This is a genomic window from Sphingosinicella sp. CPCC 101087 (assembly GCF_004151485.1).
In the GTDB taxonomy this organism is placed as follows: Bacteria; Pseudomonadota; Alphaproteobacteria; order Sphingomonadales; family Sphingomonadaceae; genus Allosphingosinicella.
The window spans coordinates 588,765-611,920 of record NZ_SBFF01000001.1 but is presented as its reverse complement, the minus strand read 5'-3'; the positions used below and the strand labels follow the sequence as shown (position 1 = coordinate 611,920).

The window sequence follows — 23,156 nt, the reverse complement described above, 5'->3', positions numbered from 1 at the left end:
CCTTTTTCGGGATAAAGAACAATGCTTCAACCCAAACGCACCAAGTTCCGCAAGGCCCACAAGGGCCGCATCCATGGCGACGCCAAGGGCGGCACTGCGCTGAACTTCGGCGCTTATGGCCTCAAGGCGATGGAGCCGGAGCGGATCACCGCGCGCCAGATCGAGGCGGCCCGCCGCGCGATCACGCGCCACATCAAGCGCCAGGGGCGCTTGTGGATCCGGATCTTCCCGGACGTCCCGGTCTCCTCGAAGCCGGCCGAGGTCCGCATGGGATCGGGCAAGGGCAGTCCCGAATATTGGGTCTGCCGCGTGAAGCCGGGCCGCATCCTGTTCGAGCTGGACGGCATTCCCGGCCCGCTCGCCAAAACCGCCTTCGAGCGGGCGGCCGAGAAACTTCCGATCAAGACCAAGGTGATCGCGCGCCTTGGCGAGTCGCTGCTTGAGGATGCCTGACATGGCCCAGACTGACGAACTCAGGACCCAGACCGACGACCAGTTGGTCGAGCAGCTCGCGGAGCTGAAGCGCGAGCAGTTCAACCTGCGCTTCCAGGCCGCGACCAACCAGATCGAGAAGCCGTCGCGGGTGCGCGAGGTGCGCCGCACCATCGCCCGCATTCGCACGCTTCAGAATGAGCGCGCCCGCGCCGCCGCGGCGAAGGAGTAGAGAAATGCCCAAGCGCGTCCTGACCGGCACCGTGGTGTCCGACAAGACCGACAAGACCGTCGTGGTGCGTGTCGAGCGGCGGGTGAAGCACCCGCTCTACGGCAAGATCATCAAGCGGTCGAAGAAGTATCACGCCCACGACCAGGCCAACGAGTTCAAGGAAGGCCAGCTCGTCCGCATCGAGGAATGCGCGCCGATCTCGAAGCTGAAGACCTGGCGGGTCCTCAGCCGGGCCGACGTTGCGGCCGCCGATGCGAAGGCGGAGGAGAAGGCAGAAGCCAAGGCGAAGGGACGCAAGGCCAAGGCGGAAGCCGAGGCCGCGAACGAGCCGGCGGAAGCCTGAGGATTTAGCTGATCGCCGGACCCGTTCCGGTTGAAGTGAAGAAGGAAATGGATCGATGATCCAGATGCAGTCCAATCTCGACGTCGCCGACAATAGCGGCGCGAAGCGCGTCCAGTGCATCAAGGTGCTGGGCGGCTCCAAGCGCCGCTTCGCCGGCGTGGGCGATATTATCGTCGTCTCGGTCAAGGAGGCCGCGCCGCGCGGGCGCGTCAAGAAGGGCGACGTGCACAAGGCGGTGATCGTCCGGACCGCGAAGGACATCCACCGGCCGGACGGATCGACGATCCGGTTCGACTCGAACGCCGCCGTGCTGGTCAACAACAACCAGGAGCCGATCGGAACCCGCATCTTCGGGCCGGTCGTCCGCGAGCTGCGCGCGAAGAAGCATATGAAGATCATCAGCCTCGCGCCGGAGGTGCTGTAATGGCCGTCAAGATCAAGAAGGGCGACAAGGTCGTCGTCCTGTCCGGCAAGGACAAGGGCAAGCACGGTGAGGTGCTGCGGTCGATGCCCAAAGCGGGCAAGGTAGTCGTGTCCGGCGTCAATGTCGCGGCGCGTCACCGCAAGCCGACCCAGACCAATCCGCAGGGCGGCATCGAGCGGCGCGAGGCGCCGCTGCACGTCTCCAAGGTGGCGATCGAGGACCCCAAGACGGGCAAGCCGACTCGCGTGCGCTTCGAGGAGCGCGATGGAAAGAAGGTCCGCGTCGCGGCGCGGTCCGGGGAGCTGATCAATGGCTGAAGCCAAATACACGCCGCGCCTGAAGCGCGACTATGACGAGCGTATCGTCCCGGCGATGATCGAACGGTTCGGCTACAAGAACCGCCTCGAAGTGCCGCGTCTCGACAAGATCGTCCTCAACATGGGCGTTGGCGAGGCGACCCAGGACAAGAAGAAGGTCGAGACGGCCGCGGCCGAGATGGAGATGATCGCGGGCCAGAAGCCGGTCATCACCAAGGCGAAGAAGTCGATCGCCCAGTTCAAGCTGCGCGAAGGCATGCCGATCGGCGTCAAGGTCACCTTGCGCCGTGAGCGGATGTACGAGTTCCTCGACCGCCTCGTCACCATCGCGCTGCCGCGTGTTCGCGATTTTCGCGGCCTCAACCCGCGCTCGTTCGACGGCCGCGGCAATTATGCGATGGGCTTGAGAGAGCAGATCGTCTTCCCCGAGATCAACTATGACCGCATCGAGAAGGTGCGGGGGATGGACATCATCGTCACCACTACCGCGAACACGGATGAGGAAGCGCGCGAGCTGCTGCGCCTCTTCAACTTCCCGTTCCCGGTCGAGCAGGATCAGAAGCAGGCGGCCTGAGGGCCCTTTGCTCATGAGAGAAGGAAGAGAACTTAAGTCATGGCGAAACTGAGTTCCATCAACAAGAACGAGCGTCGCAGGAAGCTGGTCAAGAAGTATGCCGGCCAATATGCGAAGCTCAAGGCGATCGCGAACGACGAGTCGAAGGACGACACCGAGCGCCTGATCGCGCGTCTCAAGATGGCCGAGCTGCCGCGCAATGCGAATCCCACCCGGGTCCGCAATCGTTGCGAGCTGACCGGCCGTTCGCGCGGCTTCTATCGCAAGTTCCGGCTGTCGCGCATCATGCTGCGCGAACTGGGCAACAAGGGCCTGATTCCGGGCCTCACCAAGTCGAGCTGGTAAAGGTTAGATCATGCCGATGACCGATCCTTTGGGTGACATGCTCACCCGCATCCGCAACGGCCAGCAGGCGCGCAAGGACAGCGTGGTCAGCCCCGCGTCCAAGCTGCGCGCCCGCGTGCTCGACGTTCTCCAGCGTGAAGGCTACATTCGTGGCTATCGCGAAGAGGCGTTGGGCCAGCATCGCGGCCTGCGTATCGAACTGAAATATTTCGAAGGCCAGCCGGCGATCCAGCATCTGTCGCGCATCTCGAAGCCCGGCCGGCGCGTCTATTCGGGCGCCCAGGAGCTGCCGCGGGTCCGCAACGGCCTGGGCATCACCATCGTCTCGACGCCGAAGGGCGTCCTGTCCGATGCCGAAGCGCGCACCCAGAATGTCGGCGGCGAAGTGCTGGCGGAGGTGTTCTGATGAGCCGTATCGGAAAAGTGCCGGTCACGCTGCCGGACAACGTCACCGCGACGATCGAAGGGTCGACGCTGTCGGTCAAGGGCCCCAAGGGGACCCTGGCCATGCCGATGCTCGATGATATCAGCTACGGCATCGAAGATGGCCGCATCGTCGTGAAGCCGGCCAACGAGACCAAGCGGGCCCGCTCCTTCTGGGGCATGCACCGTACGCTGGTGCAGAACCTGGTGACGGGCGTCACCGAAGGCTTCACCAAGGTTCTCGAGATCACCGGTGTCGGCTATCGCGCCGCCGCTCAGGGCCGCAATCTGCGCCTGCAGCTCGGCTACAGCCACGACGTCAACATCGCGGTGCCGGAAGGGCTCGAGGTGAAGACGCCGGACCAGACCACGGTCGAGATTTCGGGCAGCGACCGTCAGAAGGTCGGGCAGCTCGCGGCCGAGATCCGGCGCTGGCGCAAGCCGGAGCCCTACAAGGGCAAGGGCATCAAGTATCGCGGCGAGTATATCTTCCGCAAAGAAGGCAAGAAGAAATAGCCATGGCGAGATTCAACACCTTCGACACGCGGCGCCAGCGCGTCCGCACGTCGCTGCGCCGCCGTGCCGGCGATCGTCCGCGCCTGTCGGTTCACCGTTCCGGCCGGCATATCTATGTCCAGGTCATCGACGATGCGGCGGGCCGCACCGTCGCCGCGGCCTCGACCCTCGAAAAGGAAGCCCGGACGAAGACCGGCGCGACCATCGCCTCGGCCCAGGAAGTCGGCAAGCGGATCGCCGAGCGCGCCAAGGCGGCCGGCGTGACCCGGGTCGTCTTCGATCGCGGCGGTTTCCTGTTCCACGGGCGCGTGAAGGCTCTCGCCGACGCCGCGCGCGAGGGCGGATTGGAGTTTTAAGTGATGGCTGACGAGAACAACCAGACCCCGGCGGCTGCCGAGCAGTCGAACGCGCCGACGGAAGCCCCGGCGGCCGAGGCCGCTCCGGCCCAGGAACCGCGCCGCGAGCGTGGCGGGCGTGGCGGCAGGGGCGGACGCGACGGCGGACGTGGCCGCGGTGGCGGCCGGCGCGACGATCGCCGTGGCGGTCCCGGTCGTGACGATGATGGCGGCGAGGAGCTGATCGAGAAGCTCGTTCACATCAACCGCGTGTCGAAGACCGTGAAGGGCGGCAAGCGCTTCGGCTTCGCCGCTCTGGTGGTGGTCGGCGACGGCAAGGGCCGGGCCGGCTTCGGCCACGGCAAGGCGCGCGAGGTGCCCGAGGCAATCTCCAAGGCGACCGCCGCCGCCAAGAAGGCGATGGTCCGAGTGCCTCTTCGCGAAGGCCGCACGCTGCACCATGACGGGATGGGCCATTTCGGCGCCGGGCGCGTCTATGTCCGCTCTGCCCCGCAGGGCACCGGCATCATCGCCGGCGGTCCGATGCGCGCCGTGTTCGAGAGCCTGGGTGTGGCCGACGTCGTGACCAAGTCGGTCGGCACCTCCAACCCCTACAACATGATCCGGGCGACTTTCGAGGCGCTCGGCGAGCAGACCAGTCCCAAGTCGGTGGCGCAGCGGCGCGGCCGCAAGATCGCCGACCTGATGGCTCGGCGCGAGGGCCTGAGCGCCGCCGAGGCCGAGGCGCAGGCTGAAGCGGTGACGGAGTAAGCGACGTGGCGAAGGTGAAGATCACGCAGGTCGGGTCGCCGATCCGCCGTACGCCCGACCAGCGCAAGACGCTGATCGGGTTGGGCCTCAACAAGATGCACAAGACGGTCGAGCTCGACGACACCCCCGAGGTGCGCGGCATGATCCGCAAGGTGCAGCATATGGTGACGGTCGAGGGCTGAAGCCCAACGCCGTCGTCCCGGCGCGAGTCGGGATCCGGCGTGCCTCCGCGCGCGGCACGTTCGGGCTAGAGCGAATCTGGGCCCCGGCTTTCGCCGGGGTAAATTACAGCGAGTGCACGAAATGAAACTGAACGATCTCCGCGACAACAAGGGCGCCCGCAAGGCGCGGGTGCGCGTCGGCCGCGGCATCGGCTCCGGTGTGGGCAAGACCGGCGGCCGCGGCCAGAAGGGCCAGAAGAGCCGCTCCGGCGTCTCGGTCTGGGGCTTCGAAGGCGGCCAGATGCCGCTCCACATGCGGCTGCCGAAGCGCGGCTTCAACAATATCTTTGCCAAGGACTATGCCGAGGTGAATGTCGGCGCGATCCAGAAGGCGATCGACGCCGGCAAGATCGAAGCCGGCGCCGTGCTGGACCATGGCGCGCTCAAGGCGGCCGGGCTGGCCCGCGGCGGCAAGGACGGCGTCCGTCTCCTCGGCAAGGGCGAGCTCAAGACGAAGGTTTCGGTGAAGGTTGCCGGCATTTCCGCCGGGGCGCGCCAGGCGATCGAGGGTGCCGGCGGATCGGTCGAACTGATCGAGGTCGTTCCGGCCGCCGAGAAGGCCGCTGCCAAGAAGGGCAAGGGCAAGAGCAAGAGCCGCGCCGGCGCCGAGGCCTGACCACTTTCCCCGCGGAAAGGCTGACAAGCCGGAACCGGTGACTATATGAGGCGGCGGGGGGCCTTTCCGGGTCGTCCGCCGCCGCATCATTTCTAGGACCACAGCTCTATGGCAACCGCAGCCGACCAGATGGCAGCCAGCCTCAGCCTTGCGAACTTCGCCAAGGCGACCGACCTCAAGAAGCGGCTCTGGTTCACCCTCGGTGCGCTGATCGTCTTCCGCATGCTGTCCTTCGTGCCGTTGCCGGGCATCGACCCGCGCGCGCTCAGCACGCTGTTCGAGACCACCCGCGGCGGCGTCCTCGACTTCTTCAACATGTTCTCGGGCGGCAGCCTGGAGCGCATGAGCCTGATCGCGCTGGGCGTGATGCCCTACATCACCGCGTCGATCGTGATGCAGCTTGCCTCGAGCATGTCGCCGACGCTCGCCGCCCTCAAGAAGGAGGGTGAGAGCGGCCGAAAGAAGATCAACCAATATACGCGGTACGGCACCGTCCTGCTGTGCGCCATCCAGGGCTATTTCATGGCGGTCGCACTGGAGGGCTGGGGCGCCTCCGCGGGCGGTTCCGCGGTGGTCGACCCCGGCATGATGTTCCGCATCACCACGGTTATCAGCCTGGTCGGCGGCACGATGTTCCTGATGTGGCTTGGCGAGCAGATCACCAGCCGCGGCGTCGGCAACGGCATCTCGCTGATCATCATGGCTGGCATCGTGGCCCAGCTTCCGACCGCGTTGGCGCAGATGTTCGAAGGCGGGCGAACCGGCAGCCTCGATCCGTTCCTGATCATGGTAATCGTCGCGCTCGCGCTCGGCCTGATCCTGTTCATCTGCTTCATGGAGAGGGCGCAGCGGCGCGTCCTGATCCAGTATCCCAAGCGCCAGACCGCCCGCGGCCAGATCCAGCAGGAGCGCTCGCACCTGCCGCTGAAGGTGAACACCGCCAACGTCATTCCGCCGATCTTCGCCTCGTCCCTGCTGCTGATGCCGCTCACCATCGCCCAGTTTGCCGGACAGGATCAGACCGGCGATACCTGGTGGAGCGAGTTCGTCATCACCATCACGACCGCGCTCCAGCACGGGGCGCCGCTCTACATGTTCCTCTACGGCGCCGGGATCGTCTTCTTCTGCTTCTTCTACACCGCCGTCGTGTTCAACCCGGAGGAGACAGCCGAGAATCTGAAGAAATATGGGGGCTTCATTCCCGGCATTCGGCCCGGCAAGCGCACCGAGGAATATCTCGATTACGTGCTGACGCGGGTCACCGTCGTCGGCGCCGCCTATCTGACGCTGACTTGCCTCATTCCCGAATGGCTGATCGCTCGCGCCGGTATTCCCTTCTATCTCGGCGGCACCAGCCTGATCATCGTCGTCAACGTGACGATGGATACCGTCAGCCAGATACAGAGCCACCTGATCGCCCATCAATATGGCGACCTGATCAAGAAGGCGAAGCTGAAGGGTGGACTGAGGCGCGGCTGACAGCCGGCCCAATCGGGGAATTGCCGATGAATATCATCCTGCTGGGGCCGCCGGGCGCGGGGAAGGGCACGCAGGCGGCCCGCCTGGTGCACGATCGCGGCATGGTCCAGATTTCGACCGGGGATATGCTCCGGGAAGCGGTTCGCGCCGGCACCGAGATCGGCCGGATGGCCGACGAGATCATGAAGGCCGGCAAGCTGTTCCCCGACGACCTCATGTCGCAGATCCTCGGTGCGCGCCTGGACCAGCCCGATACCGGGCGCGGCGTCATCTTCGACGGCTATCCGCGGACGCACGCCCAGGCCGAGGCACTCGACCGCCTTCTCGCCGAGCGCGGCCGGCACCTGGATTTCGTCGTCGAGCTGGACGTGGACGAGGAGGCGCTGGTCGACCGCATCACCGGCCGCTTCACCTGCGCGAAGTGCGGCCAAGGCTATCACGACCGCTACAAGCTGCCGAAGCTGCCCGGTCTGTGCGACGTCTGCGGCAGCGAGGAGTTCAAGCGCCGCGCCGACGACAATGAGGAAGCGGTTCGGACGCGGATGTCGGAATATCGCGCCAAGACCGCGCCGATCCTTCCCTTCTACGAGGCCAAGGGACTCGTGCGCCGGGTCGACGGAATGGCGCCGATCGACGAGGTGGGCGCCGCCGTCGACGCCATTCTCGACGGGCGCTGAGGCCTTTCGGGTCCGAATTGCGCGCTCCGACCGTGGGAGATCGCCGCGTTCCGGCATCTTCCCGCTGGACGTTCAGGCCTCGCAAGTCGCGATGGCATTCCCGCAAAAGATGATATGGTCGCGCCCGGCGACTCCGGTCGCGATCGATCGGGGCCATCAGTGGGAGGCGATGAATGAACAGGGGTGATGGCGGCGGTCTGACGATCGAGCCGATTCTCGTCGCGAAAGCGCGCAATTCCGAGCATGTGGATCTTCAAGGCTTCATGGAAGGCGTGAAGCGCCGCAACCCGGGTCAGACCGAATTCATCCAGGCGGTCCAGGAAGTCGCCGAGGATATTTTCGAGTTCATCGACGGCAAGGAAGAATATCACCGCTGGCAGATATTGCGCAGGATCGCCGAGCCCGACCGCGTCGTCTCCTTTCGAGTCTGCTGGGAAGACGACAATCACAATATCCGGGTCCAGCGTGGCTATCGGGTCCAGAACAACAATGCCATCGGCCCCTATAAGGGGGGCATTCGCTTCCACCCGTCGGTCAACGAATCGATCCTGAAGTTCCTCGCCTTCGAGCAGACCTTCAAGAATGCGCTCACCGGCCTGCCCATGGGCGGCGGCAAGGGCGGCGCCAACTTCAATCCGAAGGGCAAGAGCGACGGCGAGATCATGCGCTTCTGCCAGAGCTTCATGACCGAGCTCTACCGCCACATCGGTGCCGACATCGACGTGCCGGCGGGCGATATCGGCGTCGGTAGCCGCGAGATCGGCTACATGTTCGGCCAGTACAAGCGCATCACCAACAGCTTCGAGGGCGTGCTGACCGGCAAGGGAATGGAGTATGGCGGGTCGCTGATCCGCACCGAGGCGACCGGCTATGGCGCCGTCTATTTCCTCGAGAACATGCTGAAGACCAAGGGGCAGGACCTGACCGGCAAGACTGCCGTCATCTCGGGCTCGGGCAATGTCGCGACTCATGCCGCCGAGAAGATCAATCAGCTTGGCGGAAAGGTGCTAACCTTGTCCGACAGCGAGGGCTTCGTCCACGATCCCGACGGGATCACCCAGGAAAAGGTCGAATGGGTCAAGACCCACAAGACCAGGCGCCGCGGCCGGATCAGCGAATATGCCGACGCTTTCAAGAGCGCGACCTTCCATCCGGGCAAGCGGCCATGGGGTGTGCCGTGCGACGTCGCGCTGCCCTGCGCTACCCAGAACGAACTGCTCGGCGAAGACGCCCGCACTCTGGTCAGCAACGGCTGCATCGGCGTTTCGGAGGGGGCGAACATGCCGACCGACCTCGAAGGCGTGCATGTCTTCAAGGAAGCGAAGACCCTCTATGCTCCCGGCAAGGCGTCCAACGCGGGCGGTGTCGCCGTCTCCGGTCTCGAGATGAGCCAGAACTCCGCCCGGATCAGCTGGAAGGAAGACCAACTCCAGCAGCTCTTGCGCGACATCATGGACGGCATTCACCAAAGCTGTCTCGAATATGGCGACCGCGGCGGCGGCTATGTCGACTATGTGAAGGGCGCCAATATCGCCGGCTTCAAGAAGGTCGCCGATGCGATGCTCGCTTTCGGGGTCGTGTGAACCCGTTGCTCCGGGAAGGGTGATCGCGGGGGACCGGCGATGACGGCCGAGCCCCGCGGTCCGAAAAGGGCGCCGACCATCCACGATGTGGCACGCCGCGCGGGCGTTTCGCGCATGACCGTGTCGCGAGTGATCAACGGCGAGAAGGGCGTGCGCCCCACCACCCAGCGACGCGTCGAGGCGGCGATCCGTGAATTGGATTATGCGCCCAACCTCGCCGCCCGCTCCCTTGCCGGGGCGGCCACGCTCCGGATCGGCCTGCTCTATCGGATTCCCAATCCGGCCTATCTGACGGAATTTCTGCTCGGTGCCCTGGAAGGCTGCAGTCGGATCAACGCCCAACTCATCGTCCAGCGCCATTCGCTGAGCACCGGGGAAACGGCCGCAGCGGAGGCGCTGATCGGGGCGCGCCTCGACGGCGTCATCCTGCCGCCGCCGCTGGGCGACGCCCATCTATTGGTCGGCTGCCTGCGCGGCGCCGGTGTCAAGGTGGTCGCCACCGGATCGACTCGACCTGCGCCGTCGCTGGCAACGATCGGAATCGACGATTTCGGCGCCGCGCGGGAGATGACCCGGCATCTCGTCCGGCTCGGCCATCGTCGGATCGGGCTCATCACCGGGCGCCCCAACCATGCTTCGAGCGGCTTGCGCCAGCAGGGCTATTGCGCCGCGCTCGAGGAGGCCGGGATTGCTCTGGACGAGCGGATGATCGCGACCGGCAATTTCACCTACCGCTCAGGGCTGGAGGCGGCCGAGCACCTCCTCTCGCTCGACGAGGTGCCGACTGCCATCTTCGCGAGCAATGACGACATGGCCGCCGCGACGATCGCTGCCGCCCACCGCTGCAGCCTCGACGTGCCCGCCGACCTGTCGGTCTGCGGCTTTGACGATACGCCCCTTGCCACGACGATCTGGCCCGAGCTCACCACCATTCGCCAGCCGGTTGCCGCAATGTCGGACGAGGCGGTAACGATGCTGGCAGAGATGATCAGGGCTCCCGGCAACGAGCAAGACGCCGTTCCGCACCGGATGCTTGATTTCGACTTGATCCGGAGGCAGTCCGATGCGCCCCCGCGCCGCCGATAGTCGTCGGGTGGGGGCGCGACGCGGCGCCGGTCGAGCGCGTTCGATTTCCGGGCAGCGGGGCGTTGACTCTGCGGCCTCGAGATCCTATCTGCGCCCTATCCCGCCAACCGGTCGTCCGGCGGCGCCTTCGTGCGCGCGTCGGCTATGCTTGTTTGACGGATATTCGAAAGCGCTGAGATAGGGCGGTTGCCAGCCGCTCTGTGGAGCAGGAGAAAAAAACCCTATGGCACGTATCGCGGGCGTCAACATCCCGACCAACAAGCGCGTCGAAATCGCGCTTACCTACATCCACGGCATCGGCCGTACCAAGGCGAAGCAGATCACCGCCAAGCTCGGAATTCCGCCCGAGCGCCGCGTCCAGGACCTTACCGACCAGGAGGTGCTGCATCTGCGCGAGACGATCGACTCCGACCATCGCGTCGAAGGCGATCTGCGTCGCGAGACGGCGATGAACATCAAGCGGCTGATGGATCTGGCCTGCTATCGCGGCCTTCGTCACCGCAAGGGCCTTCCGGTCCGCGGCCAGCGCACGCACACCAATGCGCGCACCCGCAAGGGCAAGGCCAAGCCGATCGCCGGTAAGAAGAAGTAAGTCGTCACGGACGGGTTGCTCCGCCGGAGGCGCTTTGGGGCTGCGCCGGCGCCACATAGAGATTAGGTAGGAATGTAGATTATGGCACGCGAACCTCAGCGCATCAGGCGGCGCGAGCGCAAGAACATCACGGCCGGCGTCGCCCATGTGAACGCCAGCTTCAATAACACCATGATCACCATCACCGATGCCCAGGGCAATGCGATCGCTTGGTCGAGCGCAGGCATGATGGGCTTCAAGGGATCGCGCAAGTCGACCCCTTATGCGGCGCAGGTCGCGGCGGAGGATGCCGGGCGCAAGGCGGCCGAGCATGGCGTCCGCACCCTCGAGGTCGAGGTGAAGGGCCCCGGTTCCGGCCGCGAGAGCGCGCTGCGCGCCTTGCAGGCCGTCGGCTTCACCATCACCTCGATCCGGGACGTGACTCCGATCCCGCATAACGGCGTCCGCCCGTCCAAGCGCCGCCGCGTCTGATTTTCGAACGGGTCGCCGGCGGCCCATTCGACGAAATTCCAAAGGCGGGTTTCCCGCCCAAGTCCAAGGGAAGACCATGGCCGTCAACGCAAAGAACTGGCAGGAAATGAAGAAGCCCAACGCGCTCGAGAAGAAGGCTACCGGCGACAGCCGCCGCAAGGCGACCTTCGTCGCCGAGCCGCTGGAGCGTGGCTTCGGCCTCACGCTCGGCAACTCGCTGCGTCGCGTCCTCCTCTCCTCGCTGCAAGGCGCGGCCGTCACCTCGATCCGCATCGAGGGCGTGCTGCACGAATTTTCGAGCCTCGCCGGGGTGCGCGAGGACGTGACCGACATCGTCCTCAACGTGAAGCAGATCGCGCTTCGGATGGAAGGCGAGGGGCCGAAGCGCCTGACGCTCTCCGCCACAGGACCCGGCGAGATCACCGCCGGCCAGATCGCGACGGCCGGCGACATCGAGGTGATGAACCCCGACCTCGTCATCTGCCATCTCGACGAGGGCGCGACGCTCAACATGGAGCTCACTGCAGAGACCGGGAAGGGCTATGTGGCCGCTGCCGCCAACCGGCCGGCCGACGCGCCGATCGGCCTCATCCCGGTGGACGCGCTCTACTCGCCGGTCCGCCAGGTCAGCTACAAGGTCGAGAATACCCGCGTCGGCCAGGAGTTGGATTATGACAAGCTGACGCTGACCGTCGAGACGGACGGGACGGTGACGCCGGACGACGCCCTCGCTTACGCGGCGCGCATCCTTCAGGATCAGCTCCAGCTCTTCGTCCATTTCGACGAGGGCTTGGGCGCGATGACCAGCATGCCGACCGGCGTCGCGGTCGCCGCGGTCGAGACCGAAGCCGACGCCAACCAGCTCAACCGCTACCTGCTGAAGAAGGTGGACGAGCTGGAACTGTCGGTTCGCAGCGCCAATTGCCTGAAGAACGACAATATCATCTATATTGGCGATCTCGTGCAGAAGACCGAGGCGGAGATGCTTCGCACCCCGAATTTCGGCCGCAAATCCTTGAACGAGATCAAGGAAGTGCTCGCCTCGATGGGTCTCCGGCTCGGCATGGATATTCCCGGCTGGCCGCCGGAGAACATCGAGGAGATGGCCAAGAAGCTCGAGCAGGAATTGCTCGGCTAGGTCCGGCTCGACGGTTCGACTTATTGCAAGGGCCGCCTCCGGGCGGCCCTTTTTCTTATGTGCAGGCGACGGATCCGCCCTTGGGGCGCGAGGCTGCCCCACCCGAGGCGGAAGGCAGCTAGGGGGAAGCGGAATTCGCGATGGGCGTGAGAATGGTCGTGACCGGCCGCTCGGGGTGCCGGTCCGTCCCCCCTTATGATCCGAGATTCTGCCGCAGCTTGAGCAGGCGGGCCGTCTCGATCGGCGTCGCGAAGGAAGTGCCGGTCGCGACCGCCGCGGCGCCGTCCGCCATGGTGGTCGGTACGTTGACGCCGAGCTGCCAGGCGTAATGATATCCTGCCCGGTCTTCCTCCGGGCGATTGGTGCCTTCCCAAGGCGTTCCGGAGGCATCGAGCGCGCCGACCAGCACAGCCCAGGGATAGGCGGCCCTGGCGAGGCCGAGATTGCTCGGGTGATCAAGGCCGTCATTTCCTGCAGCGAGCACCACCGTGATCCCATCCTGCGCGGCGTCCTTGATCGCGTCGACTATTCGGGGGTCGTCCGAGAGGGTGAGCGAGATATTGATCGCGTCCACCCGCAGGCTTGCGGCCCGGCGGATCGCCCGCGCTACGCGTACCGGGTCCGGCTGGCAGGGCGGATTGACATGCGCCGGGCAACCGGCGGGATCGTCGATCCTCAGCGATATGATCCCGACCTGACGGTCCAGGGCGCGGGCCAGGATAGTCGCCACCATGGTGCCATGGTCGTAGCGCGGCTGGAAAGCCCGCCTGGCTCGCGGCGAGGCCATGTCATATTCGGCCACGAGCAGGGACTGGAGCTCGTTCGTACGTCCGATGCCGCTGTCGATTACGGCAACCAGCGGCACGTCCGGGGCCGCTGCCGCGGGAACGGCGGCCAGCAGCAGCGAAAAGAATGAAACCAGCAGACGAATCCCCATCCCGCACTCCAAGCGCCAAAGCTCGGGGGTATGCGCACCAGCCCTGGCCGGTCGGGGACGGCGCCACGCATCGCCGACCCTCGACCGACTGGATCGAGGTAAATTCCTCTGCCCTCTGGAGAGCCGCCCCCCCGGACGAATCTCGTTATCGGCATGATGGCTAACACATTGTTTTTGTCCGCCGCAACCGGCGGGATGCCCCTGCGCCACATTCGACAGCGGGCCGGCGCGTCGCCGCGGGCTCGATTACCGGCGAAGGGCAAGTACGCGGGACATGCTCTGCCACGGGTAACGTAACTGAAGAAACTTGACAGGCGTGGGCTATTCCGCTTTGGCGCACGCACGAGGCGGGGCTGCGGCTCCGCACTTTGTATTGGGGTTTGGGCGGTCCCCCATCGCGACTGCCTGGCCCGGAGTACCTTGGACGGCTCCGGGACGAACGAAGGATAAGACCATGCGCCATCGCGTCGGCGGCCGCAAACTCGGCCGCACCTCAAGCCACCGTATGGCCATGTTCCGCAACATGGCCGCGGCGTTGATCAAGCACGAGCAGATCACGACGACGCTTCCCAAGGCGAAAGAGCTCCGGCCCTACGTCGAGAAGCTGATCACGCTCGCCAAGAAGGGCGGCCTCTCGAACCGCCGCCTTGCTCATTCGCGCCTGCTCGACGACACGCAACTCATCAAGCTGTTCGACGTCCTTGCGCCGCGCTACGCCGAGCGCAATGGCGGCTATACGCGCGTGATCAAGGCGGGCATTCGCGCCAGCGATGCCGCGCCGATGGCCGTGATCGAGCTGGTCGACCGCGATCCGGACGCAAAGGGCCAGGACAGCGGCCCCGTGATGGGCGAGGAGCTCGAGGAAGCCGCCGCCTGAGCTGGAGCTGTTTCAAAGCCCGCATCCCGGGGGCTGCCGCAAGGCGGCCCCCTTTTTATTGCGAGATCATGGCCGTTGCGGACAACGCGGCACCAGGTCGTCATCCAATGATCATACATCCGGGATAGTCTGGGACGATCCTCCCTGACTGGGCGGCGCTCATCGAGCGCCGCCCATTCTTTTACCGGTCCCCACCGGGCCGCTGCGGTCCTGGTGGATCGGGGTCGTAGGAGAGGAGATCTCCGGGCTGGCAGTCGAGAAACTGGCAGATTCGTTCGAGCGTCTCGAAGCGGATTCCCTTCACGCGTCCCGACTTCAGCAGCGACAGGTTGGTCTCGGTGATACCGACGAACGCGGCCAGATCCTTGGATTTCGCCTTCCTGAGAGCCAGCATGACGTCGAGCCGCACGATGATTGCCATGATCAGACGATCTGCCTGGCATCTTCGTCGACACGCTGAGCCTCGTCGAGCAGCCGCGCGACGAGGAAGAGCAGCCCCGTCACCAGCATCATCAGCAGCTCGCCGCCGCCGATAGACAGGGCCGCCGAGCGGGGTCCGGCGCCGCCGGCCGCAAGCCCGAGCTGGATGACCGGCGGAAGCAGGATCGAGGCAAGCACTGCGAGGAAAAGGTAGAAGGCGAAACCGCGCAGGCCTGCGGCCGTCTCGAACGGGCGGCCGTTCTCCACCTTGCGAAGCATTCCGGCGAGGTGGCACAAAGCCACCGCGAGCAGGAGCGCCGTTGCGACCAGCACCACGGCAGCCGGACTTCCCGCAAGTCCGCCCGAGTCGACGACGATCCTCACCGTACCCGACGGCGCTCGCCCAGTGATCAGGATCCAGGCGGCCGCAGCCGTCCCGACGACAAGGAGCCCAACCGCTGCGAGCGTCATTCGACGAAGGCGGCGAGCCGTGGGGCGTGTGGATTCCGGGAATCTAATCATCGGTTGACAACCAAAAATCATCGTCCTACGAAAATAAATCTTCAAGTTACGATGGTAGGCATTTCGGCCCGAGCGGGCAAGCCCCATCCAATGTGAGAACGATCATGAAAATCCGATCCATCTTTCTTCCGCTCGCCTGTGCCGTGGCGCTTGCTGCGGCGGGCCATGCCCGAAGCGGCGTCGCCGCGCCGACGCCGCTGGACCGCTTGTTCGAAGATGCCGACCGGGGAAACCTCGCACCGGCGCAGGCGGCGTTGGCGGGGGAGCAGCCGCCGGAGGTGCGCGCCCTGATCCGCGCGCGCCTCGCAGCAGCCCGGCTCGATCCAGGAGCGGCGGAGGATCCGATCGTGCGCCGAATCGCCGCGGATGCGGCGGCGGATCCGGCCCAACGGCGTGCGGCCTTGGCGATCCTGACCTCGGCCGCCTTCGCGAGCGGTGATTATGCCGAAGCGGCGATTGCCGGCGCGCAGCTCGAGCAGGCGCTCGCCGACGCAGGCCTGAACAGGCGCGCCGAGGAGGCGAACCGGACCCATTCCCTGGCTCGACTGCTTGCCGGCCGGCCGGCGCAAGTCGTCGAGGGTGCCGTCAAGCCCGGCACGGTTCCAGTTCATTACGATCGTGTCGGTCTCCCCCGCTTGGAGGTGAAGGTCAACGGCCAGTCCCAGGAAGCGGTATTCGACACCGGCGCCAATCTTACGGTTCTCTCACGGGAGACGGCGCAGCGGCTCGGGGTGGAGGTCATCGATTCCGTAGCCCGCGTCGGCAATGGAGTAGAGGGTAGTGTACCGGTGCGGATCGGGATCGTGGACAAAATGGACATTGCCGGGACGGTGATGCGCAACGTGGCCGTCCTCGTCATCGACGACGAGCAGCTGACCTTTCCGATTCCCGGCGGTTACGACATCAGAGCCATTATCGGCTTTCCGGTGCTGCGGGCGCTCGGCAGGATCAGGATCGAGAATGGCGGCCGGTTCATGGTTCTGCCGCCGCGGAGCGGGACCGAAGCCACGGCTGCGCCCAACCTGCGCGCCAGCGGCAACGATCTGTTCGTCGAGGCCGCGGTCGATGGTCGACCGGTTCCGCTGCACCTGGATACGGGGGCCAACTTGACCAGCCTAAGCGCCCGATTTGCGGCCGCCAACCCTGATGTCGTCGCGCGCCTCGAGACGCAAGAGCTGCGTACGGCCAGTGCCGGGGGGACGCGGCACGCACAGGCTGCGACCTGGCGTCAAGTTCCGCTCGCGCTCGCCGGGCAGAGCCTGCGACTGCCCGAAGTGACCGTGACGCTTCCGGAAGGAGCGACGCAGCCGTCCAACTTCGGCACCCTGGGTTCCAACGTCCTGCGGGCCTTTGAGAGCTACACCATCGATTTCGAGGCCATGCGCCTCGACCTTGGTGCACCCGCGACTGTCGCGGCGGCCGCGCCTTGATGATCGGGAGACGGACCTACAGCATCGTCACTCGCACGACATTGCCGCGGTCGCTGGTGATGGACTGCGTCCGTCCGCGCTGGAAAGGCTGGCCATAGGGCCAGCATTCGCGGGGCGCTCGCGGCCAATAGAAGCATAGTTGGCGCTGTTCGACCCTCCAGCGACCGTCGAGCGATCGCTGGCCGAAATCGGCCCGCACCCGCCCGTCGCCGCCGAAGCGCAGGGTCGTGACTTGGCCACGCACAGTCTCCATTCGGAGCGTGCGACCGGCCAGGTCCTGCCCCTGGCCGGCGCCGCGGAAGGTCGCGCAGCCGGCCAGGAGCAAGGTGCCGGCAAGCGCGGAGGCGAGCAGGCGAGCGGACGTGTGACCTCCGCGCGTGCGCTCGCTCCCGTTTCTTCTTGCCAAGGCTGTCAGGCGCCCGCGCCCTGAAGGCTGTGCTTCAGCGCGCTGGCACGATCATGGCCGGCCCGCACCGATTGATAGGCTTCGCGGATCACTGCGAGCGTCTCGGGCGAAAGCTCCGAATCGGCAAGCGCGGTATCATATTTTTCCTTCAGATAGTCCTCGCCGCGCTCGACCTCGCTGATGACCTCCTTGTCGCCGCCGCGGCTGATCGCGTCGCGCAGGTCCACCCATCGGCGATGGAGGTCGGCCTTGAGGGAGCCATCATCATTGGGCGTGCCGCCGAGCGTGCGCACGCGCTCCTGAAGCCTGCCAACCACCTGGCGGCGTTCCTGGGCGAATTCGCGAAACATGTCCACGAACTGGCGCGCATCGGCATCCTCCGCCGAACGCTCGAAGCCGTTGGCGCTGTCGATCGTCGTGGTGATGAGGCTGTTGAGGACCTGGATGTCGTGATCGTTCATACCGGTAGCTCCTTGAGGGGTTGAGATGGGGTAACGATTTGCGGCGGCTTCCGTTCACCGCAGCGCGCCCGGTTCGTCGCACCGGCGGAACGGCTTCGCACGAGCAGGTGTTGAGGCGGCACCGAGCGCTTTGTCGCCGAAGCGGAAAACCGGTTCTGCGACCAGAAGCGCCGCAACGTGTCCAGGAGGTGCGCGCCATGAAGCTGAAGCCGCTGTCCGAGCAAGTGATCGTCATCACCGGCGGCTCGTCCGGGATCGGCCTGTCGACCGCCAAGCTGGCGGCGCGCAAGGGTGCGCGCGTGGTCATCGCCGCGCGCAGTCGCGAGGCGCTGGCCGCATCGGTCGATCAGATTCACCAGTCCGGCGGCGAGGCCGCCTTCGTCGAGGCCGATGTCGGCAGCCGAACAGACGTCGAGAACATCGCGGCCAAGGCGATTTCGCGCTTTGGCGGCTTTGACAGTTGGATCAACGATGCCGGTGTCATGGTTTGGGGAAAGGTCGGCGACGTGAGCGAAGCCGACATGCGCCGTCTTTTCGAGACGAACTTCTGGGGCACGGTCCACGGATCCGAGATCGCCGTCGCCCATCTGCGGGAAAAGGGTGGGGCGCTGGTCAATATCGGATCGGTCGAGTCGGACCGCGCCTTCCCGCTCCAGGCCATCTACTCGGCGAGCAAGCATGCGGTGAAGGGCTTCACCGACGGATTGCGCATGGAGCTTGAGGCGGACGGGGCCCCGGTCTCCGTGACCCTGGTCAAGCCTGGCTCGATCGGCACGCCTATGCCTCAGCACGCTCGCGATTATACCGGGTTCGAACCGCGCTTTCCGCCGCCGGTCTACGCCCCCGAAGAAGTGGCGGCCACGATCCTTCGGGCCTGCGAACGGCCGGTGCGAGACGCCTTTGTCGGCAGCAGCGCGCGCTTGTTCAGCAGCCTTGGACAGCGTGCGCCCCGCGTCACCGACTGGATCGCGGAGAAGTTCCTGCTGCCGATGGAAGTCGGCGACCGGGCGGCAACTCCGACCGACAATCTCCACCAGGGCCGATCCGAGGCGCAGGTCCGCGGCGATCACCAAGGCGCCACGATCCGGCCAAGCCTCTATTCGGCGGCGGCGCGCAATCGCGGAACCACCATGGCGATCGCCGCCGCCGCGGTCGGCCTCGGCGCCCTTCTCCTCACCCGTGGCCGGGGGCGGGAGGACGAGGAAGCTCCGCTGCGCCGTCCCGGTCCGATAGAGTAGACGTCCCGACAAGGTTCGTCATCTGCGGAAAGACAGGATCGACAGCTGCCACGGATCAGCTAATGTTCGCGGATCCTGCGCCGACGTCGGAATGCAGGGCGAGTCCTGACAGCTTCGGAGGAAGATCAAGCCGGCAACTTGACCGGCAGGTACTTTCCGAGCTCCACGACCGTGTCCCTCGCATTCCTGTGATGGATGAACACACCGCCCACTTCCTCCCAGAGATGGCGGTGCCGAACCTGATCGTCGACCAGCACATCGCCCTCTTCGGCGTGGTCGCGCTTGTCGCGCGCCAGTGTCGTGATGATCCTCGTGCCGGGAAAATATTTCGCAGCCCATCTGACCTTCTGGTCCGCCGCCCAGTTGCCGCGCGGCAGGCCGGTGAGAATGACCGGACGAAGGTGCTTCACCGCATCGAACAGCTCCATCGCGTCGGGCATCAGCGGCAGGCCGAAATAGAAATCGGGGGCGGAGGCAAGTTTCTGCCAGAAGCGCCCAAGTCCGTGCCTTTTCTCATAGGCGCGAGGGTCAAGGCCGAGCACCGCGGTCGCACCCTTGTCGAAGTCGGCGAGCACGCCGTCGCAGTCGAGATAAAGCTGTCGCCTCATCGGCCCGAGGGAAATCTCGCCGGGTGGAGCCGAACCGGCATGGGCAGGTCGAAGCGCTCCCATGGCCGTTCGGCCAGGAGTTCGTTGCTCTCCTTGGCCTTGCGACCGTCCTCCAGCGACCAGGTTATATGATAGGTGCTGCCGTCCGGACGTGCGGTGGTGCCGCCGATCGAGACGACTAGAGCCTCGACGCCCTTCCCATCGTCGGCCCGCCCGACGATCACACCCTCGGTTTCTCCGGGCAGCGGCGCATCGTCAGATGCTTTGCTCTGGAGCGTGACATGGTCGGCGACCACCTTCTTGAACCTGGGCGGGAATTGCTGGAGCAGTTCGGTGCGCTGATCCCGATCCAGCTTCCATCCGATCACTGTTCCGCCGCGCCCCGCCTGCGCGGCCGCTTCCCGTGCCGAAACTGCCATGCCGTAACAACCGTCCCGTCCGGGACCCGTTCCGCGTGAAAGGCGTTGATCGAGGCGGGAGATCGCCATGGACCGCAAGCCAGAGCCGCACGATTTGCCTCGCCGTGAGCGCAAAGAGGTGGAAGAAATAGACCGAGAGGCGGAAAAGAACCGCGAGGCGCTGGACGACATCGCGCCGCCCGGGACCGATCCGCTGCACGATGGGCCTTAGATCAGGCGCAGGCTCATCGCCCGAGGTAGCGCTCCAGCTGCCGCTTCCCGTCCGCCTTCAATTCCAGCCCGAGCTTGGTCCGGCGCCACAATATGTCGTCCGCCGACTGCGCGAACTCGGTCTCGACCAGATAACGCACCTCGGCTTCGTATAGGCCCGCTCCGAAATGGCGTCCCAGGCGGTCGAGGGACCCCGCTCCGTTGAGTACCCGGTCCAGCCGCGTCCCGTAGCCGCGCGACAGCCGCTTCAGCAGCGCCGGCGGCATCCAGCGGCCGATCGCCTCGAGCCATGCGATGAACTCCGGCGTGAGGTCGCCGCCCGGAAGCGGCGTGGTCGCCGTGAACTTGAATCCGCCGACCTCGAGGCGGTCGAGCGCCTCGAGCGCGAGCGCGCGGGCGGTGGTGATCTTGCCCCCGAACACCGAAAGGAGCTTCGCCCCGGGCTCCGGATCCAGTTCGAGTCGATAGTCGCGGGTCACATCCTTGGCTTCGGTCGATCCGTCGTCATAGAGCGCCCGGACGCCCGAATAGGCCCAGACGAGGTCGGACGGCCTCGTCGGGCGGAGGAAATAGGCATTGGCCGCGGCGCACAGATAGTCGATCTCGTCGGGCGTGATCGCCGCATCATCCGGCCGCGCCACCGGCACGTCGGTCGTGCCGATCAGGCTGCAGGATCCATAAGGCAAAGCAAAGACGACCCGCCCGTCGCGCTCCTGCTGCAGGATATAGGAATGCTCGCCGTCCCACAGCCGCGGCACGAGTATATGGCTCCCCTTGACCAGCCGCACGCTGCTCCGGCTGCGCCCGGCAAGCTGCCCGTTCAGCACGTCAGCGACCCACGGACCGGCTGCGTTGACGATCATGCCCGCTTCGATCCGGCGGCCGCCGGACAACTCGGCGATCCATGCCCCATCGGCCCGACGTGCAGAGATCAGGGCCGTCCGCGTCGCGATCTCGGCGCCACGCTCCGCCGCATCGACCGCGTTGAGCACGACCAGACGGGCATCGTCGACCCAGGCGTCCCAATAGGAGGCGAGCCGGAAGCCGCGCTTGAGCGGGTCGCGCACGACCGAATCGCCTTTAGCGACTCCGCTCGAGCGCGGCAGGCTGCCGCGACCGGCGAGCAGATCGTAGCCCCACAGGCCGAGTCGGATCATCCACCAGGGCCGTCCGCCAGGCGGGTCCGGCAGCACGAACCTCAGCGGCCGGACGATGTGCGGTGCGGTGCGGAGCAGCACCTCGCGCTCGTGCAGCGACTCGCGGACCAGGGCGAACTCATATTGCTCGAGATAGCGAAGTCCGCCGTGGATCAGCTTGGAAGAGGCCGAGCTGGTGTGGGCGGCCAGATCGTCACGTTCGGCCAGCAGCACCGAAAGGCCGCGTCCGGCGGCGTCCCGCGCGATCGCCGCACCGTTGATTCCGCCCCCGACGACGAGCAGGTCGAAACGCTCCATCGTCCCTCTCTATCGTCATTCCAGCCAAAGCTGGAATCCATGATGCCTTCGTGTCACCAAGGCGGCTTGGACCCCAGCCTCCGCTGGGGTGACGGATGGGGATATGCCCGGAGACCTGCTCCTCGTCATCGACGAAGGGACGACCAGCACGCGCGCCATGCTGTTCGCGCCGGATGGCGCCTGCCTGGGCTGGGAGCAACGCGACCTCGATCAGCATTATCCGCGCCCAGGCTGGGTCGAGCATGATGCGGAGGAGATCTGGAGCAAGAGCCTCGCCTGCGCCCGGACCGTCGTCACCCAGGCAGGCGGAGCCGAACGGATCGCCGCCATAGGCCTGACCAATCAGCGCGAGACGATCCTCTTCTGGAGCCGCAGCACCGGCCGAGCGCTCGCGCCCGCCATCGTCTGGCAGGACCGGCGCACCGCCGAACTATGCGCCCGATTGGCGGCCGAAGGGCACGAGCCGGAGCTCCAGGCGCGAACCGGGCTTCTGCTCGATCCCTATTTCAGCGCCAGCAAGATCGCCTGGGCGATGGAGCATATGCCGCAACTGCGGGACGCGGGGGACGATCTCGTCATCGGCACGGTCGAAAGCTGGCTGGTCTATCGCCTGACCGGGGGCTTGCACGTCTCCGACGCGACCAACGCCTCGCGCACCGCCTTGATGGACATTGGGTCGGGCGCATGGGATTCCGGCCTGTGCGACCTTTTCGGCGTTCCAATGGCCGCCCTGCCCGAGATCGTCGACTGCGCCGGTGAATATGGCCACAGCGTCGCCGATCTTTTCGGTAGCTCCATCCCCATCTGCGGAATGGCCGGGGACCAGCAGGCCGCCTCGATCGGCCAGGCCTGCCTGAATCCGGGAGACACCAAGGCGACCTACGGCACCGGCGCTTTCGTCCTCACCCACGTCGGAAAGGATCTTCCCCTCTCGCGCCACCGCCTGCTCGGCACCATCGCCTGGCAGCTCGAAGGCCAGCGAACCTACGCAATCGAAGGGTCGGTGTTCGTCGCCGGAAGCCTGATCAAATGGCTGCGGGACGAGCTCGGTTTGATCTCCAGCTCGGCCGAAACGGCAGCGATCGCCGCCGGCGTGGGGGATAGCGGCGGCGTCTTCGTGGTCCCGGCCCATTGCGGCCTGGGGGCGCCCCACTGGCGGCCGGAAGCGCGCGGGTCCGTGTCGGGGCTGACCTTCTCCACGGGGCGCGACCATGTCGTCCGCGCCGCATTGGAGGCGATGGCCCACCAGACTCACGACCTGATGGCCGCTTTCGAAAGCGACGGCGCAGGCTGGGAGCGGCTCAAGATCGACGGCGGCATGGCGACCAATGACTGGCTGGCCCAGGACCTTGCCGACATGCTCGACCTCAGGGTCGAGCGCCCCGCCTTCGTCGAGACCACAGCCTTGGGCGCCGCGATGCTCGCGGCCGTGGGCAGCGGCCTCCATACCGGCCTGACCGAAGCGTCGGCGATGCGGGGCCCCGTCGAACCGTTCGAACCGGCGATCGACGCCGAGGCAAGGGATCGACGCCTCGGCGGCTGGAAGATCGCCGTCCAGGCGGTCCTCGAAGCCGAAAGGCGAGGGTGACTCCTTTCCTG

32 protein-coding genes and 1 pseudogene are annotated in these 23,156 nt (G+C 66.0%); 25 read left to right on the top strand and 8 right to left on the bottom strand.

Annotated elements, in window-relative coordinates; translation table 11 throughout:
• Positions 1-21 precede the first annotated feature (21 nt).
• From rplP to EKM57_RS02885, 20 genes and pseudogenes are all read left to right on the top strand, one after another.
• Positions 22-453: a 50S ribosomal protein L16 gene (gene rplP, locus EKM57_RS02980; protein WP_129790948.1), complete on the top strand. Its 432-nt coding sequence runs from the start codon at positions 22-24 to the stop codon at positions 451-453.
• 1 nt (position 454) lies between these two features.
• Positions 455-664, top strand: coding sequence for a 50S ribosomal protein L29 (gene rpmC / locus EKM57_RS02975; RefSeq protein ID WP_129790947.1), 210 nt, complete (start codon positions 455-457; stop codon positions 662-664).
• Positions 665-668: 4 nt separating this feature from the next.
• A pseudogene (gene rpsQ, locus EKM57_RS02970) lies at positions 669-914 on the top strand (30S ribosomal protein S17); the annotation flags it as partial.
• Positions 915-1,062: 148 nt separating this feature from the next.
• Positions 1,063-1,431, top strand: a complete 369-nt coding sequence (gene rplN / locus EKM57_RS02965; protein ID WP_114954646.1) for a 50S ribosomal protein L14 — start codon at positions 1,063-1,065, stop codon at positions 1,429-1,431.
• Positions 1,431-1,748, top strand: a complete 318-nt coding sequence (rplX, locus tag EKM57_RS02960) for a 50S ribosomal protein L24 (RefSeq protein ID WP_129790945.1) — start codon at positions 1,431-1,433, stop codon at positions 1,746-1,748. The genes rplN and rplX overlap by 1 nt, the downstream gene beginning before the upstream one ends.
• Positions 1,741-2,322 carry a 50S ribosomal protein L5 gene (rplE, locus tag EKM57_RS02955; protein WP_129790944.1) on the top strand — a complete coding sequence of 194 codons (582 nt, stop codon included), beginning with the start codon at positions 1,741-1,743 and terminating at the stop codon, positions 2,320-2,322. The genes rplX and rplE overlap by 8 nt, the downstream gene beginning before the upstream one ends.
• A 39-nt stretch (positions 2,323-2,361) precedes the next feature.
• On the top strand, positions 2,362-2,667 hold the full coding sequence (gene rpsN / locus EKM57_RS02950) for a 30S ribosomal protein S14 (RefSeq protein ID WP_129790943.1): 306 nt from the start codon (positions 2,362-2,364) through the stop codon (positions 2,665-2,667).
• 10 nt (positions 2,668-2,677) lie between these two features.
• Positions 2,678-3,073, top strand: coding sequence for a 30S ribosomal protein S8 (gene rpsH / locus EKM57_RS02945; protein WP_129790942.1), 396 nt, complete (start codon positions 2,678-2,680; stop codon positions 3,071-3,073).
• Positions 3,073-3,606: a 50S ribosomal protein L6 gene (gene rplF / locus EKM57_RS02940; RefSeq protein ID WP_129790941.1), complete on the top strand. Its 534-nt coding sequence runs from the start codon at positions 3,073-3,075 to the stop codon at positions 3,604-3,606. The genes rpsH and rplF overlap by 1 nt, the downstream gene beginning before the upstream one ends.
• A gap of 2 nt (positions 3,607-3,608) precedes the next feature.
• Positions 3,609-3,962: a 50S ribosomal protein L18 gene (gene rplR, locus EKM57_RS02935; protein WP_129790940.1), complete on the top strand. Its 354-nt coding sequence runs from the start codon at positions 3,609-3,611 to the stop codon at positions 3,960-3,962.
• 3 nt (positions 3,963-3,965) lie between these two features.
• Positions 3,966-4,712, top strand: a complete 747-nt coding sequence (gene rpsE / locus EKM57_RS02930) for a 30S ribosomal protein S5 (protein ID WP_129790939.1) — start codon at positions 3,966-3,968, stop codon at positions 4,710-4,712.
• 5 nt (positions 4,713-4,717) lie between these two features.
• A complete protein-coding gene (gene rpmD, locus EKM57_RS02925) occupies positions 4,718-4,894 on the top strand; it encodes a 50S ribosomal protein L30 (protein ID WP_129790938.1) in 177 nt (58 codons plus the stop codon).
• A gap of 121 nt (positions 4,895-5,015) precedes the next feature.
• Positions 5,016-5,549, top strand: coding sequence for a 50S ribosomal protein L15 (gene rplO / locus EKM57_RS02920; protein WP_129790937.1), 534 nt, complete (start codon positions 5,016-5,018; stop codon positions 5,547-5,549).
• Between the two features lie 108 nt (positions 5,550-5,657).
• Positions 5,658-7,028, top strand: coding sequence for a preprotein translocase subunit SecY (gene secY, locus EKM57_RS02915; protein ID WP_129790936.1), 1,371 nt, complete (start codon positions 5,658-5,660; stop codon positions 7,026-7,028).
• Between the two features lie 26 nt (positions 7,029-7,054).
• Complete coding sequence (locus EKM57_RS02910) at positions 7,055-7,705, top strand: adenylate kinase (protein ID WP_129790935.1); 651 nt, start codon at positions 7,055-7,057, stop codon at positions 7,703-7,705.
• Positions 7,706-7,878: 173 nt separating this feature from the next.
• Positions 7,879-9,288: an NADP-specific glutamate dehydrogenase gene (gene gdhA / locus EKM57_RS02905; protein WP_129790934.1), complete on the top strand. Its 1,410-nt coding sequence runs from the start codon at positions 7,879-7,881 to the stop codon at positions 9,286-9,288.
• A 39-nt stretch (positions 9,289-9,327) separates the two neighbouring features.
• Positions 9,328-10,374: a LacI family DNA-binding transcriptional regulator gene (locus tag EKM57_RS02900; RefSeq protein ID WP_129790933.1), complete on the top strand. Its 1,047-nt coding sequence runs from the start codon at positions 9,328-9,330 to the stop codon at positions 10,372-10,374.
• A 223-nt stretch (positions 10,375-10,597) separates the two neighbouring features.
• On the top strand, positions 10,598-10,966 hold the full coding sequence (rpsM, locus tag EKM57_RS02895) for a 30S ribosomal protein S13 (RefSeq protein WP_129790932.1): 369 nt from the start codon (positions 10,598-10,600) through the stop codon (positions 10,964-10,966).
• 81 nt (positions 10,967-11,047) lie between these two features.
• Positions 11,048-11,437, top strand: a complete 390-nt coding sequence (gene rpsK / locus EKM57_RS02890) for a 30S ribosomal protein S11 (RefSeq protein ID WP_129790931.1) — start codon at positions 11,048-11,050, stop codon at positions 11,435-11,437.
• A 76-nt stretch (positions 11,438-11,513) separates the two neighbouring features.
• Positions 11,514-12,575, top strand: a complete 1,062-nt coding sequence (locus EKM57_RS02885) for a DNA-directed RNA polymerase subunit alpha (RefSeq protein ID WP_129790930.1) — start codon at positions 11,514-11,516, stop codon at positions 12,573-12,575.
• A 193-nt stretch (positions 12,576-12,768) separates the two neighbouring features.
• Here EKM57_RS02885 and EKM57_RS02880 read toward each other — a convergent pair whose 3' ends face one another.
• Complete coding sequence (locus EKM57_RS02880; protein WP_129790929.1) at positions 12,769-13,512, bottom strand: S8/S53 family peptidase; 744 nt, start codon at positions 13,510-13,512, stop codon at positions 12,769-12,771.
• Positions 13,513-13,966: 454 nt separating this feature from the next.
• On the opposite strand from EKM57_RS02880, the gene rplQ reads away from it, so the two are divergent.
• Positions 13,967-14,389: a 50S ribosomal protein L17 gene (gene rplQ / locus EKM57_RS02875; RefSeq protein ID WP_129790928.1), complete on the top strand. Its 423-nt coding sequence runs from the start codon at positions 13,967-13,969 to the stop codon at positions 14,387-14,389.
• Positions 14,390-14,570: 181 nt separating this feature from the next.
• Here the strand turns inward: rplQ and EKM57_RS02870 are convergent, their stop codons facing one another.
• Positions 14,571-14,810 carry a helix-turn-helix transcriptional regulator gene (locus EKM57_RS02870; RefSeq protein WP_129790927.1) on the bottom strand — a complete coding sequence of 80 codons (240 nt, stop codon included), beginning with the start codon at positions 14,808-14,810 and terminating at the stop codon, positions 14,571-14,573.
• 2 nt (positions 14,811-14,812) lie between these two features.
• A complete protein-coding gene (locus tag EKM57_RS02865) occupies positions 14,813-15,280 on the bottom strand; it encodes a hypothetical protein (protein ID WP_129790926.1) in 468 nt (155 codons plus the stop codon).
• Positions 15,281-15,435: 155 nt separating this feature from the next.
• Between EKM57_RS02865 and EKM57_RS02860 the strand changes: the two genes are divergently transcribed.
• On the top strand, positions 15,436-16,761 hold the full coding sequence (locus EKM57_RS02860) for an aspartyl protease family protein (protein ID WP_129790925.1): 1,326 nt from the start codon (positions 15,436-15,438) through the stop codon (positions 16,759-16,761).
• Between the two features lie 16 nt (positions 16,762-16,777).
• On the opposite strand, the gene EKM57_RS02855 is transcribed toward EKM57_RS02860, so the two are convergent.
• Together EKM57_RS02855 and EKM57_RS02850 are read right to left on the bottom strand one after the other, a co-directional pair.
• Complete coding sequence (locus EKM57_RS02855) at positions 16,778-17,167, bottom strand: hypothetical protein (protein ID WP_129790924.1); 390 nt, start codon at positions 17,165-17,167, stop codon at positions 16,778-16,780.
• Positions 17,168-17,172: 5 nt separating this feature from the next.
• Positions 17,173-17,628 carry a PA2169 family four-helix-bundle protein gene (locus EKM57_RS02850; protein WP_129790923.1) on the bottom strand — a complete coding sequence of 152 codons (456 nt, stop codon included), beginning with the start codon at positions 17,626-17,628 and terminating at the stop codon, positions 17,173-17,175.
• Between the two features lie 197 nt (positions 17,629-17,825).
• Here EKM57_RS02850 and EKM57_RS02845 point away from each other — a divergent pair, with 197 nt between their 5' ends.
• Positions 17,826-18,866 (top strand): SDR family oxidoreductase, encoded by a 1,041-nt coding sequence (locus EKM57_RS02845; RefSeq protein ID WP_129790922.1) that lies wholly within the window; start codon positions 17,826-17,828, stop codon positions 18,864-18,866.
• Positions 18,867-18,991: 125 nt separating this feature from the next.
• On the opposite strand, the gene EKM57_RS02840 is transcribed toward EKM57_RS02845, so the two are convergent.
• Together EKM57_RS02840 and EKM57_RS02835 are read right to left on the bottom strand one after the other, a co-directional pair.
• Positions 18,992-19,474, bottom strand: coding sequence for a hypothetical protein (locus EKM57_RS02840; RefSeq protein WP_129790921.1), 483 nt, complete (start codon positions 19,472-19,474; stop codon positions 18,992-18,994).
• The gene (locus EKM57_RS02835; protein ID WP_129790920.1) at positions 19,471-19,893 is read right to left on the bottom strand and encodes a hypothetical protein; all 423 of its coding nucleotides are present in this window, start codon (positions 19,891-19,893) and stop codon (positions 19,471-19,473) included. Before EKM57_RS02835 ends, EKM57_RS02840 begins: the two co-directional genes overlap by 4 nt.
• 67 nt (positions 19,894-19,960) lie before the next feature.
• Here EKM57_RS02835 and EKM57_RS21750 point away from each other — a divergent pair, with 67 nt between their 5' ends.
• Entirely contained in the window at positions 19,961-20,104 is a 144-nt protein-coding gene (locus EKM57_RS21750; RefSeq protein ID WP_165357156.1) for a hypothetical protein, read from the top strand.
• A gap of 13 nt (positions 20,105-20,117) precedes the next feature.
• Here the strand turns inward: EKM57_RS21750 and glpD are convergent, their stop codons facing one another.
• Positions 20,118-21,557: a glycerol-3-phosphate dehydrogenase gene (glpD, locus tag EKM57_RS02830; protein WP_129790919.1), complete on the bottom strand. Its 1,440-nt coding sequence runs from the start codon at positions 21,555-21,557 to the stop codon at positions 20,118-20,120.
• A gap of 103 nt (positions 21,558-21,660) precedes the next feature.
• Here glpD and EKM57_RS02825 point away from each other — a divergent pair, with 103 nt between their 5' ends.
• Positions 21,661-23,145 (top strand): glycerol kinase GlpK, encoded by a 1,485-nt coding sequence (locus EKM57_RS02825; RefSeq protein WP_129790918.1) that lies wholly within the window; start codon positions 21,661-21,663, stop codon positions 23,143-23,145.
• Positions 23,146-23,156 lie beyond the last annotated feature (11 nt).